The organism is Nonomuraea sp. GTA35, from assembly GCF_041950525.1.
GTDB lineage: Bacteria > Actinomycetota > Actinomycetes > Streptosporangiales > Streptosporangiaceae > Nonomuraea.
Genome location: NZ_JBGNUV010000013.1, coordinates 292,216 through 308,197, shown reverse-complemented (window position 1 = coordinate 308,197; position 15,982 = coordinate 292,216). Strand labels below are relative to the sequence as shown.

General features: G+C 72.4%; 12 protein-coding genes. 2 read left to right on the top strand and 10 right to left on the bottom strand.

Annotated features, from left to right (window positions below):
• Positions 1 to 4: 4 nt before the first annotated feature.
• The 10 genes from ACBJ32_RS44185 to ACBJ32_RS44140 all read right to left on the bottom strand — a co-directional run bounded on the left by ACBJ32_RS44185 (position 5) and on the right by ACBJ32_RS44140 (position 14,435).
• Positions 5 to 1,162 (bottom strand): GGDEF domain-containing protein, encoded by a 1,158-nt coding sequence (locus ACBJ32_RS44185; protein WP_375131919.1) that lies wholly within the window; start codon positions 1,160 to 1,162, stop codon positions 5 to 7.
• Between the two features lie 888 nt (positions 1,163 to 2,050).
• Complete coding sequence (locus ACBJ32_RS44180; protein ID WP_375131918.1) at positions 2,051 to 3,058, bottom strand: single-stranded DNA-binding protein; 1,008 nt, start codon at positions 3,056 to 3,058, stop codon at positions 2,051 to 2,053.
• A gap of 335 nt (positions 3,059 to 3,393) precedes the next feature.
• Positions 3,394 to 5,016 carry a GTP-binding protein gene (locus ACBJ32_RS44175; protein WP_375131917.1) on the bottom strand — a complete coding sequence of 541 codons (1,623 nt, stop codon included), beginning with the start codon at positions 5,014 to 5,016 and terminating at the stop codon, positions 3,394 to 3,396.
• Positions 5,013 to 7,625, bottom strand: coding sequence for a dynamin family protein (locus tag ACBJ32_RS44170; protein WP_375131916.1), 2,613 nt, complete (start codon positions 7,623 to 7,625; stop codon positions 5,013 to 5,015). Before ACBJ32_RS44170 ends, ACBJ32_RS44175 begins: the two co-directional genes overlap by 4 nt.
• Entirely contained in the window at positions 7,622 to 8,854 is a 1,233-nt protein-coding gene (gene cobA, locus ACBJ32_RS44165; RefSeq protein WP_357877726.1) for a uroporphyrinogen-III C-methyltransferase, read from the bottom strand. Before cobA ends, ACBJ32_RS44170 begins: the two co-directional genes overlap by 4 nt.
• 79 nt (positions 8,855 to 8,933) lie before the next feature.
• Positions 8,934 to 9,884, bottom strand: a complete 951-nt coding sequence (gene speB, locus ACBJ32_RS44160) for an agmatinase (protein WP_375131915.1) — start codon at positions 9,882 to 9,884, stop codon at positions 8,934 to 8,936.
• Between the two features lie 89 nt (positions 9,885 to 9,973).
• A complete protein-coding gene (cobT, locus tag ACBJ32_RS44155) occupies positions 9,974 to 11,044 on the bottom strand; it encodes a nicotinate-nucleotide--dimethylbenzimidazole phosphoribosyltransferase (protein WP_375131914.1) in 1,071 nt (356 codons plus the stop codon).
• An 87-nt stretch (positions 11,045 to 11,131) separates the two neighbouring features.
• A complete protein-coding gene (locus tag ACBJ32_RS44150) occupies positions 11,132 to 11,977 on the bottom strand; it encodes a sirohydrochlorin chelatase (RefSeq protein ID WP_357877735.1) in 846 nt (281 codons plus the stop codon).
• A gap of 70 nt (positions 11,978 to 12,047) precedes the next feature.
• The gene (locus ACBJ32_RS44145; protein ID WP_375131913.1) at positions 12,048 to 13,223 is read right to left on the bottom strand and encodes a precorrin-6Y C5,15-methyltransferase (decarboxylating) subunit CbiT; all 1,176 of its coding nucleotides are present in this window, start codon (positions 13,221 to 13,223) and stop codon (positions 12,048 to 12,050) included.
• A gap of 132 nt (positions 13,224 to 13,355) precedes the next feature.
• Entirely contained in the window at positions 13,356 to 14,435 is a 1,080-nt protein-coding gene (locus ACBJ32_RS44140) for a GNAT family N-acetyltransferase (protein ID WP_375131912.1), read from the bottom strand.
• A gap of 77 nt (positions 14,436 to 14,512) precedes the next feature.
• On the opposite strand from ACBJ32_RS44140, the gene ACBJ32_RS44135 reads away from it, so the two are divergent.
• Both ACBJ32_RS44135 and ACBJ32_RS44130 read left to right on the top strand, forming a co-directional pair.
• On the top strand, positions 14,513 to 14,920 hold the full coding sequence (locus ACBJ32_RS44135; RefSeq protein ID WP_357877744.1) for a DUF2795 domain-containing protein: 408 nt from the start codon (positions 14,513 to 14,515) through the stop codon (positions 14,918 to 14,920).
• A gap of 3 nt (positions 14,921 to 14,923) precedes the next feature.
• On the top strand, positions 14,924 to 15,946 hold the full coding sequence (locus ACBJ32_RS44130) for a Vms1/Ankzf1 family peptidyl-tRNA hydrolase (RefSeq protein ID WP_375131911.1): 1,023 nt from the start codon (positions 14,924 to 14,926) through the stop codon (positions 15,944 to 15,946).
• The last annotated feature ends 36 nt before the right edge of the window (positions 15,947 to 15,982 follow it).

Sequence of the window (15,982 nt, the reverse complement as noted above, 5' to 3'; positions counted from 1 at the left end):
GGGGCTACGGGGTGGAGGGGTCGTTGGGGAGGGGGTGGGGCGGAGGTTGGACGGCGGGGATGCAGACGCGGTCCCGGCCCAGCTCCTTGGCGCGGTAGAGAGCCAGGTCGGCCGCCGCAAGCAGGTCGATCAGATCGTCACCATGGACGCTCATCAGCGCCACCCCGGCCGAGATCGTGACCCTGACCAGGGTGTCGTCCACGGGGATGGCCATGTGACCGATGCGGACGCGCAGGCGCTCCGCCACCCGGCGGGCCTCGTCGATGTCGGCCCCCGGCAACAGGACCACGAACTCCTCACCCCCGAACCTGCCCACCACGTCGTAGTCGCGCAACTGGCTGCGCAGCATGGAGGCCACCCCGACCAGCACCTGATCGCCGACGAGGTGGCCGTGGGCATCGTTGACGCGTTTGAAGTGGTCGATGTCGATGATCAGGAGGGCCAGGGTGTCGCCGGTGCGGCGGGCCCGGACGATCTCGGTGTCGGCCTCGCGCTGCCAGGCCGCCGCGTTGAGCAGCCCGGTCTTGGCATCGGTACGGGCCGCGGCCTGGAGCTGGGCGTGCAGGAGGCTGCGCTGCAGCAGCACCACGGGCGGCAGCGTGAGAATCAGCAGGCCGAGGTTGAGGCCGCAGCCGATGGAGACGATGACGCCCAGGCAGAGCTCCACGACGTCGAGCATCACGCTCTCCCTGTCCCACAGCACCTCCCGCCAGGCGCTGTCGGGGTTGGCCGTATGCGCGGCGATGGCGATGAGAGCGATGTTGAGCAGGGAGAACAGCACGGCGGCCAGCACCGCGAAGAGGATCGGCGGCCCGCTGCCCTGCGACAGCGCCCATGGATCCTCCACGAGCCCGTGGAACACGATGGACGCCGTACACCCGGCCAGGCCGATGGCCGCGGAGCTGAACACCCGGCGATAGACCACCGTCGCCCGCACGCGCACCTGGAGCAGTATCTGCAGCACAATAGGCGCGAAAAGGGCATATACCGGCGGCAAGAGCAGCGCCACCGGCAACCACCAGGCCGACAACAGGTCACGTGACACACCGGCGGGCATGCCCAGCCGCCTGCTCGCCTCGATGCACACCGCGCCACAGCCCATGAGAGCGGCGAACGTGAGCGCGTCCCGCCACTGGAAGACCGTGAACGCCGAGAGCGTCACGATCGCCGCAAGATCGAGAGCGACAATCGCACACAAATAGATGACAAGCGACCGACGTTGCCCTAGCAACGGCCAGCGGTCGGCCAGCGTTGACACACCGTCGCGAGACTTTATCGATGCGTGACTGGTCACCGCCATCTTGTCCCCTCTCCGACTAACGATGTGTAACACAATAATTGCGGAGTGTGCGTTATGCGATGGGAACCGATACGTTGGCAGTGACCACACCTGCTCGCTGTTTGAGCGGGCCGTGACAAGGAGCAGTGCTGGAAAGGAGCAGCCATGGTGCGGGGCGTGACCTGGACCTGACAGATGCTCTAGCCATCTGACGCGGGCAACACACCATCGGCCGCCCCTCGGGGTGTCAACGGGACCCGGCCGGTGCCCCCTCCCCCCTTCATCCCGGCTGTTACCCGCGCCCTCCGCTACGCTCCCCTCCGCCCTCTCCCCTACCGGCACCCCTCCGCCCTCCCCAACCGGCACCCCTCTGCCCTCCCCTACCGACACCTCTGATCTCCCCTACCGGCACCTCTGATCTCCTCCTCTACCAGCGCCCCTTCTGCCCTCCTCTAACGGCGCCCTCCGTCCTTCCCATTGCCCCTCCGCTGCTGCTCCCCTGCACAATCTCCCGGCTTCTTCCTTGCGCTCTGTCCGGTTTCTCCGCTCCCTCCTCTCACCAGCCAGACATGGCGGGGCACGCGATGACTCCGCACCGCACTGGCGCCGCACCCACTGGCTCAGCGCCCCACTGGCGAAGGCACCCACCGGTGGAGACGCCGCAGTGGCGAGGCGGCGGGGTGGTGGGGGCACCGTCAGTGGAGACGCCGCAGTGGCGGGGTGGTGGGGGCACCGTCAGTGGCGGTCGGTGCCCCCTGCGCGTGCTCGTTGCTAAGCCGCTGCCTTCTCTGCCATCGTCAGCTGCTTGCCGTCCCTGCCGGCCTTCTTGCTTCCCGCAGCGCGTCCCTTCCCGTCGGCGTCGCCGCCCAGGATGCGGGCCGTGTCACCCTCCACTCCCACTGCTCGGACAGCGCCGCCCCTCGGCCCCCGCTTCCGTGCGGGGCTGCCCTCGGAGTCCAGCGGGAAGGCAGCGTCGGTGCCCGGTCCCAGCGGGCCGGCCGTGTCGCCACCCGAGCCCAGCGAGCCGGCCGTGTCGCCACCCGAGCCCAGCGAGCCGGCCGTGTCGCCACTCGAGCCCAGCGAGCCGGCCGTGCCGTCACCCCACCCCAGCTGGCCGGCCGTGTCGGCGCCCGAACCCGAGGCGTGGGCGGCTGCCGGTTCGAACACGCTCGCCGCGTCGTCGAACGGCTCCGGTGCGGACGCCGGGCCGTCGTTGGAAGCGGGCATGGGAGGCAGGCCATCGTCGGCGTTCACAGGTCGCGCCCTCTCCGCAACGGCGTCGTCCGCGTGGAAGGGGTTGGGCTCGTCGCGGGCGACTGAGCGGGCCTGGGAGCGGTGGGCGCGGGGGCCCATGGCCCAGTCGCGGGTTTCCTCGTCCAGGCGGTCGCGCATCTCCTTGCTCACCGCCCCGCCTCCGCCCCGCTCCGGCTTGGTGAAGGCGCCGGTGCCCCAGCGCAGATCGTGGCCTACCGCGCTCGCCTCGATCTCGGGCATGAAGCGGCGATCCCCCTCGGCGCCGAACTCGCGGATGCGTAGCTTGCCCGACACCACCACGGGCTGGCCCGCCCGTACGGATGCCGCGACGTTCTCCCCCAGTGCGCGCCAGCAGCGGACCGCGAAGCAGACCTTCTCCCCGTCCACCCACTGGCCTGTCTTCTTGTCGAAGTAGCGATGGGTGGTGAGCACCCTCAGCGAAGTGACCTTGACGCCCTCGTCGAAGCTGTACTGCCTCGGCTCTGCCGCGACGTTGCCGGTGAGTGTGATGTAGATGTCGTTCATCCCATGCCTCCCATGTGGCGGGCCGGCTGCCCGCGGTCTGGGGAACACGGTGCCGTGGAGGGTGGGGGACGAGGGAGGCCGAACACGGTTCTGTGGATGGGAGTGCGAGGGGGCGGCGGAGGCTGTGGAAGGAGGATGCGAGGGCTGGTGGCGGCTGCGGATGGCCGTACCAGGGGCGGGGTGGATGGAGGGGGAGGCGTGCTGGACCTGTGGACGCGGGGCGAGGCGTGCTGGACCTGGGGATGCGGGGCGAGATTGGTGGACGTATGGATGGCTGTGCGAGGGCAGGTGGGGCGGTGGGAGCGCGTAGCGCCGGCCGCCCGCCCCACCTCACCTCATACCGACAGATCCCTCATGGCCGTGTAGAAGGCATGGTGACGGCTCAGCTCCCGCTCCACCGGCTCCACCACCATCGTGCCCGCCACCGCCGCGACCCTGCGGCGCATCTCGCGTTCGACCCGCTCACGCTCCCGGGACGCCCCGAGCTCCACGAAGTTGCGGGACGCGATGCCCGACAGCGCGCCGAGCCCGAGCACCGAGGCCATCATCAGCCCCACCCACGGCAGCGTGGCCGTGTCGCCCAGCAGCTCCAGGGACGGCGGGAGCTGGCCGGGCATGAGCAGCCCGACCGCCAGCCAGGCCAGCCCGGCCACGAACGCCACCACCAGGAAGTACTGCCACACCTTGAGCGCCCGCCACCAGCCCGGCACGCGGTCGAGCTGCGGCGCCACCTCCGCGAGGTCCTCCGTGAGGGCCTGCGGGAGCTGGGCGGCGCGGGATCTGGCCGCCTGGTGCACGGCCGTGCGCCACACCGGGTGCATGCCCATGGACAGCCCGTCGGCCAGCGCCTGGACCGCGTTGGCGACCTCGGCCGACTGGGCGCTCACCGAGGTGGTGGAGATGCCGCGGATCTCCTCGCTCACGTCGTCGAGCCGCAGGCTCTTCAGCGGGTCGCCGCGCAGCTTGCCGATCCAGCGCGGGTACGGCCAGCCGACCCACCGGCTCGACCGCTCCGCGTACACGTTCTCCATGGCCTCGCCCACGGCCGGCACGCCGACCGCGTCGCACAGCGCGTCCGTCAGCCCCATCCTGCGGGCCTCGTCGACCGCCGAGGGCGCGGACAGCGCCTCACCCAGCGGCATGGCCTGGCTGAGCTTCTGCTCCAGCCGCTGCAGGTCGGCCTCGAGCTTCTGGATGGCGGCACGCCTCCGGGCGACCGCGGTCGCGATGACGCTCTTGAGGCTCTCGATGCCGCGGCCGGTGACCGCGGAGGTCGGTACGACGCTCGGGTGCTCGACGCCCTCCCTGCGCAGCAGGTCGTTGAGGTCGATGACCAGCTCGGCCAGTTCCTCGGTGGTCAGCCGGTCGGCCTGGTTGAGCGCGAACACGGTGACCGCGTCGTGCCCCGCCAGCTCCGTCACGTAGCGCCGGTGCGTGGAGGCGTCGGCGTACTTCTGCGGGTCCAGCACCCACACCACCAGGTCGGCCAGCCCGATCAGCCGGTCGGCCTCCGTGTCGGTGAGCGCCCTGATCGAGTCGTGGTCGGGCAGGTCGAGCAGGATCAGCCCGTGGAGCTGGCTTTCCGCCTTGTCGAGCGCGCTGGCGCGGGAGAAGCGGTGACGCCACTGGATCTGCAGCCAGTCGAGCAGCGGCCCCGCCCCGTCCAGCCCCCACACGCAGGCGTGGGTACGGGCGGTGGTCGGCCTGCGCACGCCGGTCGGCGAGAGCTCCAGCCCCGACAGCGCGTTGAACAGCGACGACTTGCCGCTGCCGGTGCCGCCCGCAAGGGCGACGACGGTGTGCTCGGAGGAGAGCTTGAGCCGGTTGCCGGCCCGCTGCAGCAGCGTGCCGGACTCGGCGAGCAGCTTCTTGTCCAGCCGCCCCGGGCCCAGCTCCACCACCTTGGTGAGCGCGGTCAGCCGCGGAGCGAGCCCCGGCCTGGTGGTCGTGGTGGTCATCGAGCGACCTCGAGGTTGTACGTTGCCTGGTAGAGCCGGGTTGCGACGGACTCGTCGGGGATGCCCGCGGAGTCGAGTGCGTGCACGTAACGCATGGCCTCCTCGTCGAACAGCATGCCGAGCCTGGCCCGCAGATCGCTGAGCGCCTTGGCCCCGATGCCGCGCAGCGACTCGGCGCCGAGCAGGGCGTTGACCAGCCGGTGCGGCACGCCTTCGCCGTTGCTCCCGCTGAACATGGCGACCATGAAGATCACGGCGAGCGACTCGGGGTCGAACGAGACCAGCTTCGACACCGACCGCTTGGCCACGCCTTCGGTGCGTACGAGCTCGCTCAGGTGCTCCTGCCAGGACGCGATGGCCCGCCCGGTGTGACGGATGAGGTCGTCGGACGGCCGGTCGAGGTCCTCCGCGAGCTTGGCCCCCAGCTCCGCGCGGTGCCGCCAGCGCGTCACCACCTCCTCGCAGGCGCGGTTGGCGGCGGCGACGATGACCGACTCCAGGCCGGTGCGGATCGCCGCCTTGAACGCCAGCACCCGCTCCGGCGCCTGCTTGGCCGCCCGGCCGCGCTTGCGCAGTTGCAGCGAGCGTACGAGGTCGCCGGACCCTGCGAAGTCCTGCCACCGGGCGAGCACCTCGCCGTGCAGCAGGGAGCCGTTCCTGGACGCCTTGTCGATCTCGCTGAGCGCGCTCAGGAAGGCCGCCTCCACGTCGCCGCGCAGCTCGGCCCTGAACGCCACCTGCGCCTCCAGGTGCTTGGCCAGCGCCGGAACGCGGGTGCGGAAGCTGTTGAGCACGCCGTTGAGGGTCTCGCGTACGGCCTGCGCCCGGCGCTCCTCGTCCACCGACAGCTCGGCCAGCCAGAGCCGCAGGTCGGTCACCTCGGCGTCGGGCAGCCTGCCGTCGGTCACCTTCGCCTCGTGGATGACGAACCTGTCGATGTCGCCCAGGCCGTACTCGGTGAGCATGCGGACGAAGTGCTTGAGCACCACGTCCGCGGAGCGCTGCTGCACCCGCGACAGGACGATGGCCAGGCGGGCGCCGCGCTCCTTGGCCAGGCGCAGCAGGTTCCACGCGGGGGCGTCGGCGTAGCGGGCGGCCGTGGTCACGAAGATCCACAGGTCGGCGGCGTCGAGCATGCGGTGGGCGATCTCGTGGTGCTCCTCGACCACCGAGTCGATGTCGGGGGTGTCGAGCAGCGCGACGCCCTGCGGGAGCTTCTCGGTCGGGACGATGACCAGGCTGCCCATCCCGGCCTCGCGGGACGGCTTGTCGAGGCGTTCGAGGCCGCCGAGCAGCTCGCCCTCCGCGAACCACTCCCGGTCCTCCGGGTGGCAGACCAGGACCGGGGTGCCGGTGGTCGGGCGGCGTACGCCGGTGCGCGAGACGTTCTTCTCGGCGAGGCTGTTGACCAGGGTGGACTTGCCCGCGCCGGTCGAGCCCGCGATCACGATGAGGGCCGGGGCCGTGCGGGTGCGTACCCGGGGCAGGACGTAGTTCTCGAGCTGGGCCAGCAGGTCCGCCTGGGCCTGCCTCGCCTCCTCCGAGCCGGGCAGGTCGAGGCCGAAGCGGAGGTCGGCGACGCTTTCGCGGAGGGCGTCGAGAGCCGCCATGAGCGCCTCCGCGGCCTCCGCCGGCAGCTCCTCCAGGCTCTCCCCCGGCTGCGCCCGTTGCTCCGCCGGTTCCTCTTGCTTCCCGCCCGGCTGCGCCTGTTCATCGCCCGGCTCTTCGCCTTCGGACTCCGGCTCGGAGGCGGAACCGAACTCGGACTCGGTGTCGGTGTCGGTGTCGGTGTCGGACTCCGGCTCGGGGTGGGTGTCGGTGTCGGACTCCGGCTCGGGGTGGGTGTCGGTGTCGGACTCCGGCTCGGGGTGGGTGTCGGTGTCGGACCGCGGCTCGAGGGCAGGGTCGGACTCCGGCTCCGGGGCGGTATCGGACGCGGGCTCGGGCTCGGGGTCTGGCTCGGGGTCGGACGCGGGCTCAGGATCGAGGTGGGGTTGGGGGTCGGGATCGGCTGCGGGCTCCGACCCGGACGCGGCCTCGGAATCGGCCACGGTGGCCTCGGGATCTGAGGCAGCCTGAGCCTCCGGCGCGGGTTTGGGCTCGCTCTCATCGGCCGCGTCGTTGGACGGCGCTTCAGAGACGTCCGAGGACGGCGTGTCCTCCACCTCCTCCGCGACCGGCGCGGCGCCGGGCCCACCGAGCGAGGCAGGCTTCACGAAGAGGGAGGGCCGCTCGGAGGAGGGCTCGTCGGAGGCGGGCGGCGACGGCCGGAACGCCGGGAACGGCTCGTCGCCGGACGGGGGCCGCCGCAGGATGGCCGGCTTCTCGAAGAGGGAGGGCCGGCGAGCAGGCGGCTCCTCGCGCGCATCTCGGCCTTCCCATGCATCCCGGCCTTCCCGCGGATCGCCGGCCTCGTCGCGCAGACCCCGCGCCGACGCCCCGTCCCTGCGACCGCCGCCGAGGCTGCCGTCGGAGCGGCCGTCGGGGTCGCCGTCTGGGCCGTCGTCGCCCCGGACCTCCGGGTCGAGGTCCTCGTCCGTCACCGGCCGGAAGCTCAACGTCTGCTCCCCAGGTGACTCCTGCCGCCCGTCATCCATGGCCGTGTTCACGGCAAGCGCTCCGCTCGTACCATCTCGACCTCCTGGCCGACCCGCACGACGTCTCCGACGATGACGATCGCCGGCGGCCGTATCCCAGCCGCGGACACGCGGTCAGCCACGGTGGAAAGCGAAGCGATGACCGCCCGCTGGGTCGGAAGGGTACCGTCCTGTACCACCATTACGGGAGTCTCCGGCGAACGTCCGTCGCGCACGAGCGTCTCGGCCACCTTCGCCAGACGCTCGACGGCCATCATGAGCACCAGCGTGCCCTGGGAACGGGCCAGGCCGGGCCAGTCGACGGTGGACTTGGGGTCGTCGGGCGCCACGTGCACGGAGATGACGTGGAACTCCTGGCTGACGCCGCGGTGGGTCACCGGCACCCCGGCCGCGGCGGGCACCGCGACGGCGCTGGTGATGCCGGGCACGACCAGCACGGGGATGCCGGCCTCGGCGCAGGCGATCATCTCCTCGCCGCCGCGGCCGAACACGAACGAGTCTCCGCCCTTGAGCCGGACGACGAACTTGCCCTGCCTGGCGCGATCCACGAGCAGCTCGTTGATCGTCTCCTGGGACAGCGACCGGCCGTAGGGCACCTTGGCGGCGTCGATGAGCTCCACGTCGGGGGCCAGCTCGTCGAGCAGGGCGCGGGGCGCGAGGCGGTCGGCGACGACCACGTCGGCCTGGGCGAGGAGCTGGCGCCCGCGCACCGTGATGAGGCCGGGGTCGCCGGGACCGCCGCCGACGAGGGCGACGCCGACCGGCTTGGTGCGGTTGCGCCGGGCGTCGACGGTGCCGTCGCGCAGCGCCTCGACCACGGCGTCCCTGATGCCGGCGGCCCGGCGCGGGTCGCCGCCGGCGGTGACGGCCACGCTGACCTCGTCAACCCGCCCGGTGGCGGGTGTCCAGGCGGCGGAGGCGTCCTTGTCGTCGGCGCGCACGCACCACACGCGCTTGGCCTCCGCCTCGGCGGCGACCGCGGTGTTGACGGACCTGTCATCGGTGCAGGCCTGTACGAGCCAGGCCCCGTCGCAGTCGCCGACCTCGTAAGGCCGGGCGTGCCACGTGACCCTTCCGGCGGCGATCAGATCGTCGAGGGCGGGCGTGACGCCCGGCGACACGACGGTGACCTCCGCACCGGCCTCTAGCAGCGCGGGCACCCGTCGCTGCGCGACGCGGCCGCCGCCCACGACGAGGACCCGGCGGCCGGAAAGCCGCAGGCCGAGGAGGTAGGGACCCATGGGGGGAATCTCCCGTTCGCGAAGGTTGTGTTAGGAGGTAAACCTACCGGCTCCACATGTGTCATTTGCTGCGCACGGGTCAACGCCCGTCAAGAAGGGGCTGCCGCGGATCCCAGCGAGGCCCGCCCTCATCGTCCTTGCGGCGTCTGGCCATCGCTGACAAGGCCTCAAGGATAACCCGGTTCCCGAGGAACGCGGTGATGTCCGCGTGGTCGTACGGCGGTGCCACCTCGACCACCTCCATGCCGGCCACCGGCATCTCATAGCAGATCCGGCGCACCGCATCGAGGAGCTGCCGGGCCGTCAGGCCGCCCGGCTCGGGTGTCCCGGTGCCGGGGGCGTGGCCGGGGTCGCAGACGTCGATGTCCACGGACAGGAAGATCTGGTCGCACTCGTCGAGCGCGATCCTGAACGACTCTGTCAGGCATTCGTCGAGCCCGCGAGCCACGATTTCCGTCATTTCATAGGAACGCATGTTCTGCCGGGCCATCCAGCCGAGCGTCTCCGGCTCCGGCCAGTACCCGCGCAGGCCGATCTGCAGGAACCTGTCGCCCCTGATGGCGCCGGACTCGATGAGCCGCCGCATCGGCTGGCCGTGCCCGTACAGGTGGCCGAAGGTGATGTCGCCCGTGTCGGCGTGCGCGTCGAAGTGGATCATCGAGGTGCGCCCGGCCGCATACGCCCTGGCGGTCCCCCGCGCGTCCGGCAGCGCCACCGTGTGGTCGCCCCCGAGCACCATCGGGATCGCCCCGGAGGACGCCACCCGGTGCACCGCCTCCTCGATGGCCGCCAGCGAGCCCTCGACGTCCCCCGAGTAGCACTCCACGTCACCGGCGTCCAGCACCCTCAGGTCGCGCAGGGCGTCCACGCGCAGCGCGAGGCTGGGCCTGGAGCCGTCGTGCGGCAGGTAGCAGGCCTGGCGCAGCGCCATGGGCCCGAACCTGGCGCCGGGCCGGTTCGACGTGCCGCCGTCGAACGGGGCACCGATGATCACCACGTCGGCGTCCGCGTAGCTGGCCGGATCGTTCACGTCGCAGCGATCCACTCCGAGAAACGTGATGTCGGGGCCGTACATGGGTCCGTAACGAGACACTGTGCCTACCTCCAGTGCCTCCATCATCACACGGGCTTTTCGGTCACTCCTGCCGAGTCGAACGTCGCCACGTCGTGCATCACGCGCACCGCCGCGCACACCATCGGATGCGCCAGCAGGCCGCCCGTGCCCTCGCCGAGCCGGAGCTCCAGCTCCACCAGCGGGCGCAGCCCGAGGTGGGCCAGCGCGGCAGCGTGACCGGGCTCGGCGGAGCGGTGGCCCGCCACGCAGTGGTCGAGCGCGGCCGGGTCGAGCGCGGCGGCCACCAGGGCGGCGGCTCCGGCGATGACGCCGTCGAGGATCACCGGCACCCGCTGCGCCGCGCCGGACAGGATGAAGCCGGCGATGGCCGCGTGCTCGAACCCGCCGACGGCCGCCAGCGCCCGCAGCGCCTCGCTGGGCGAGGAGGAGGCGTCCGTCACCGCGTTCGTGTGCAGGGCCGCGCGCACGATGCCGACCTTGTGCTCGTAGGTGTCGTCGTCGATGCCCGTGCCCCGCCCGGTCACCTCGGCGGGGTCCCTGCCGGTGAAGGCGGAGACGAGCGCGGCGGAGGCGGTGGTGTTGGCGATGCCCATGTCGCCGGTGATCAGGCAGCGCGCGCCCTTGGCGACCAGGTCCCTGGCCACGACGATGCCGGCCTCCAGCGCCTGGACGGCCTGGTCGACGGTCATGGCGGGGCCCTGCGACAGGTCGGCGGTGCCGTACGCGATCTTGTGGTTGACCAGGTTCGGGGCGTCGGGCAGGTCGGCGGCGACGCCCACGTCCACCACGGTCACCGACGCCCCGGCCTGGGCGGCGAAGGCGTTGGCGACGGCGCCGCCGGCCAGGAAGTTGGCGACCATCTGCACCGTGACCTCCTGCGGCCACGGGCTGACGCCGCGCGCGTGCACGCCGTGGTCGGCGGCGAAGATGGCCAGGGCCGCCGGCTCGGGCATGGGCGGCGGGCTGACGCCGGCCGCGCCCGCCAGGCGTACCGCGACCTCCTCCAGCACGCCCAGCGAGCCGCGCGGCTTGGTGAGGCGGTCCTGGTGGGCGCGGGCCTCGGCGAGCGCCCCCGGGTCGGCGGGACGGATCTCCGCCAGCGTCTCAGCGAACACGGAACCTCCAAGAGCTAAGCGTCACGGGCCGAACTTCAAGAGCCGAGCGTCACGGGCCGAACTTCCAAGAGCTACCAGAGCTGGACGTCAGTGGACGAGTTGGAGCGCTTCCTCGTAACGGTCGATCACGACGTCGGCCAGGGTCTCGCAGTCGCCGATCACCTCGGCGCAGCGGATGTCGAGGTCGGGGTGGCCCGCGCCGTACGCCAGCGCCTGCGCCCACACCCGCTCCAGCAGGCCGCCCGCGAACAGCAGGTACGGCACCACGATCACCCGCTTGGCCCCCAGGCGGCGGCAGCGCTCCAGCCCGCCGGGCACCCCGGGCGGGGTGACGGAGACGAACGCGGTCTCGACGGTCATGAAGTCGTAGGCGTGCGTCTCCCAGAACAGCCGGGAGACCCGGTGGACCTCGGCGTTGGCGGTGGCGTCGGTGGAGCCCTCGCCGACCAGCACGACGGCGGTCTCCCCCGGCTCGATGTGCTGGAGGTGGTCCTCGGCGGGCAGGGAGTCGACGGCGCGCAGCCTGGGCCTGGCGCCCGCCAGCTCCAGCGCGCGCGGCCTGGACAGCTCGGTGGCGGCCTCGTTGAGCCGCTCGGCCAGCAGCGCCAGCACGCGCGGGTCGGGGCCGAGGGGGCGGCCGTAGTCGTACATCAGCGTGGGGTGGCGCTGCTGCTCCAGCGCCATCGCGGCGGGGAACTCCTCGCCCAGCCTGCTCAGGCTCAGCGGCAGCGCCACGAGCCGGTGGTGCCCGCGCGCGACCAGGGAGGCGACGGACTCGCTCAGCCGCGGCGTGGCCCGCTCCAGGTAACCCCCCGACACGTCGGCGCCGGCCTGGTCGAGTCGGCAGCGCAGGCGGTGTACGAACCTGCCGAACTCGGCTGCGTAGGCGTCATCCTGGGAGCCCTGCCCGATCAGCAGGAGCGGCGGCTTCATCGTGAGGGATTCTCCGGTGCGGTGGACAAAGACACGCGAGGATAACCGATGCGCCCCTGTGCGGAACAGGTCACGCTGCGTGCGCGGGCGTCGCGTGCACCACGAAGACCGGGTCGGAGGCGGCCAGGCTGTGGGAGCCGTCGGGGTCGAGCACCAGCTTGGAGGCCAGGATCTGGGTGCCCTCGCCGCGGTAGCCGTGCTCGCGCAGCCGCCCGAGCACGGCGGCGACCTGCTCGACCTTGCGCAGCGCGCACACGAGCACGCGCGGGCCCCTGGCGGCGCAGGCGACGATCACGTCGAGGCCGCCGCCGCCCACGAAGACGGCGTCGGGGTCGGGCAGCGGCTCCAGCGCGGGCGGCGCCTGCCCCCTGGTCAGGGCCACTTTGACGCCGTGTTCGAGCACGTTGGCGCGCAGCTTGGCGCAGCGTTCCTCGTCGCGTTCGACGGCCACGACGGCCGCGCCGAGCCGGGCGCACTCGACGGCGATCTGGCCGGTGCCCGCGCCCACGTCCCACACCAGGTCGCCGAGGCGGGGGCCCAGCTTGGCCAGCACGTACGCCCGCGCCTCCGGCGGCATCCCGCCCTCGAACGGCAGCGCCCACTCCGACGGCCCCGGCTGCGCCCCGGCGACCCAGCTCGGCTCCTTGGGCTGGTGCAGCGGGTCGATGACGAGCACCACGTCGGGGTCCTTCCACGGCCTGGTCGTGGCCTCGCCCATGCGGCTGTGCGTGACGCGCTGGTCGGGCCCGCCGAGGTCCTCGCAGACGATCAGCGCGCGCGGCGTGGTGGGCGCCAGCTCCCTGGCGAGCTCGCCGGGGCCGACGCCGGGCGCGACCAGCAGCGCGACCTTGGGGTGGGCGCGGCAGGCGTTGACCGCCCTGTTGAGCTGGCGCGGGCCGGACGGGGCGACGACCAGCGCGTCCTCCCAGTTGAGCCCGGCGCAGGCGAAGGCGCGGGTGACGAGCGAGATGGCCGGCAGCACCTCGGGTTTGAGGCCGTGCGCGCGCAGCCTGCGTACGACGCCGAAGAAGCCGGGATCGCCGGGCGCGAGCACGACGGCGGGGCCCTCGCCGTGCTCCAGGTGGTCGTCGAGGGCCTCCAGCAGCGCCCCGTCGGCCGCGGTCGCCGCGGTCAGCTGGAGCTGTCCGAGAACGGCGTCGGGGCCCACGACGAGCCTGGCCTCCCGTAGCTTGCCCACCGCCTTGGCCGAGAGCTCGGATCCGTCCCAGCCGACAACCGTGATCATGCGCCTCACCGTCCTCACCTCAAGGGTGACGGCTGCGGGGTGGTTTCACAAAGGGGTGCCGGGGTCAGTCCGGTGTCCCCCTCAGGCGGGGCGGTCCGGTGTCCCCTCAGGCGGGGGCGGTCCGGTGTCCCCTCAGGCCAGGTCCGAGGGGATGATGCTGTAGACGACCAGGTCCTCGCCCCCGAGCGAGGCGCGGGCGACCCCCTCGCGGACGAATCCGGCCTTCTCCGCCACCCGCTGGGAGGCGGTGTTGGCGGGGGCGGCGCGGAGCTGGAGCCGGTTGAAGCCGTGCTGCTCGAACAGCCAGCGTGCGATCTCCCGCACGGCCTCGCCCGCGTACCCGTTGCCCCTGGCCCAGGGGGCGGTCATGTAGCCGACCTCGGCGGTCCTGCTGCTCCAGTTGACGTCGCGCAGGTCCACGTTGAGCGCGAAGCGGCCGGTGGCCAGCTCCTCCGCCGTCCAGGCGGCGCCCAGGCCCCTCATCTGCGTGCGCTCCGCGTGGGCGACGTACCCCCGCGCGTGCTCCTCGTCGTAGCCGCGCGGCACCCCCGTGTACGCCTGGGTCAGCGGGTCCGCCCCGGTGACGGCCAGGTCGGGGACGTCCGCGAGCGTCTGCGGGCGCAGGAGCAGCCGGTGCGTGCGCAGCTCCGCCCTCGGCAGGGTGACGGCGGGCAGGCGCCTGTCGTGGCGCAGCAGGCCGAAGATGACGAGGTCGTGCGCCCCGTCCTCGTCCAGGACGGCGTCACGCAGCACGCCTTCCCAGGTGAAGCCCGCCTTGCAGGCGACGCGGAGCGAGGCGAGGTTGTCCAGCCTGGCGGTCAGGTCGATCCTGCGCAGCCCCATGGTGTCGAGCGCCCAGGCCGACAGGCCGCGTACCGCCTCGGTGGCGAAGCCGCGGCCCCGGTAGAGGGGGTGGACGCCGTACCCGACCTCGGTCGTGCCCGCGCTCCACGAGGTCTTGAACAGGCTGATCGCCCCCACGATGATCCCCTCGGCGTCGGTCATGGCCAGGTGGACGCCCTGGCCCGAGCGGCGCAGCTCGTGCACGCCGTGCATCAGCCATGGGGCGATCCCCGAGACCTTGCCGGGCGCGCCCGGCGGGAGGAACCGGGCGCCGGACTGCACGATGGAGCGGATGCGGAGGGTGTCCTTGGGGCCGAACGGCCGGAGCGTAAGCCGTTCCGTGGCGATGCTCACGTCGGGATCGAACACGCTGTGGAGGGTACACAGTCGCGATGTTTGCCCACGAAAGCGGGGGTAGGGGCGAATTGAGAGGAGTGAGGCTAATTATGGAACGTGGGAGCGACAAGCACGGACCCCGCCTCGACGACGAGCAGAAGCACGAGACCGAGGGCATGGTTCGCGGCGGCGGCACGACGCACGCCCAGGAGTGGAAGGAGCCCGAGGCCATGCCGGCGCCCGGTGAGGAGTCGCTTCACTCGTACCCGCCAGGACACGAGCCCGGCGTCCCGGAAGGCATGACGCAGCGGGACGTCGACATCCGCAGCGACCTCGCCAAGTGGCTGAGCGACACCCATTGGCCCTCGTCCAAGCGCGAGCTGCTGGCCCGCGCCCGCCGCGAGGGCGCGCCGGACCCGGTGATCGACATGGTCGAGTCCCTGCCGGAGCGCGACTACACGAACATGGCCGACATCGCCAAGGCGCTCGGCATCGGCGTGGAGAAGCGGAGGTGGTGAACGGTGCGGCTCGACTTCATCCGGCCGCTGTACGAGCGGCGCGGCCCGTACGCGTCGGTGTACCTGGGCGCGCTCACCGGGCCCGAGCGCGAGAGCCACTGGCGCGGCGTGCGGGACCGGCTCGACGGGCACTCCGGCCAGGCCGACAAGGCGACGCTGGACGCCCTGGAGGGCGAGGCCCTGAGCGCGGCCGCCGGGCGGGCGCTGTTCGCCACGCACGGTGACGTGGTGCTGGCCGAGTCACTGCGCGAGGCGCCGTCCGAGCTGGCAACCTGGACGCCGCTGCCGCACGTCACGCCGCTGCTCATGCGGCGCGGCGAGAACGTGCCGCACATCAGGGTCATCGTGGACCACGCGGGGGCGGAGGTGACCGTGTTCGGCGGCGGCTCGCCCCGCAAGGCCACCGTCGAGGCCGCCTCGTGGCCGCTGCAGAAGACCGCCCAGGGCGGCTGGTCGCAGAAGCGGTACGAGCGCGCCGTGGACGAGGTCTGGGAGAAGAACGCCCAGGCCGTGGCCCATGAGATCGACGAGCAGGTACGCAGGATCGGCGCGGAGCTGATCCTGGTCGCGGGCGAGCCGAAGTCGCGCTCGTACCTGCTGCACCACCTCGGCACCAAGTCGGCCGACCGGGTGACGATGGTGGAGCACGGCAGCCGCGACGACCACGGCCAGTTCGAGCAGGACGTGGAGCAGGCGCTCGACGAATGGCTCGACCGCAGGCGCGCCGAGCTGCTCGAACGCCACCAGGAGGCCTCGGGCCCCACCGGGATGGCGCGGGTCTCGCAGGCGCTGCGCGAGGGCCGGGTGCACGCGGTGCTGCTGCCCGGCGAGCTGCCCGACCCGGTCTGGATCGGCGAGGGCGGCACGCAGCTCGCCACCGACCGGGGCGAGCTGCAGCGGTGGGGCGTGAGCGAGCCCGTTCAGGAACGCTCGGACTCCGCGCTGGCCAGGGCGGCCGCGATGACGGACGCCGAGCTGTGGTTCACCGACTCCGTGACGGACGTCGCCGCGGTGCTCAGGTACTGATCACCCGGGCACCCGGAGCCGCGGTGCTCGGGTACC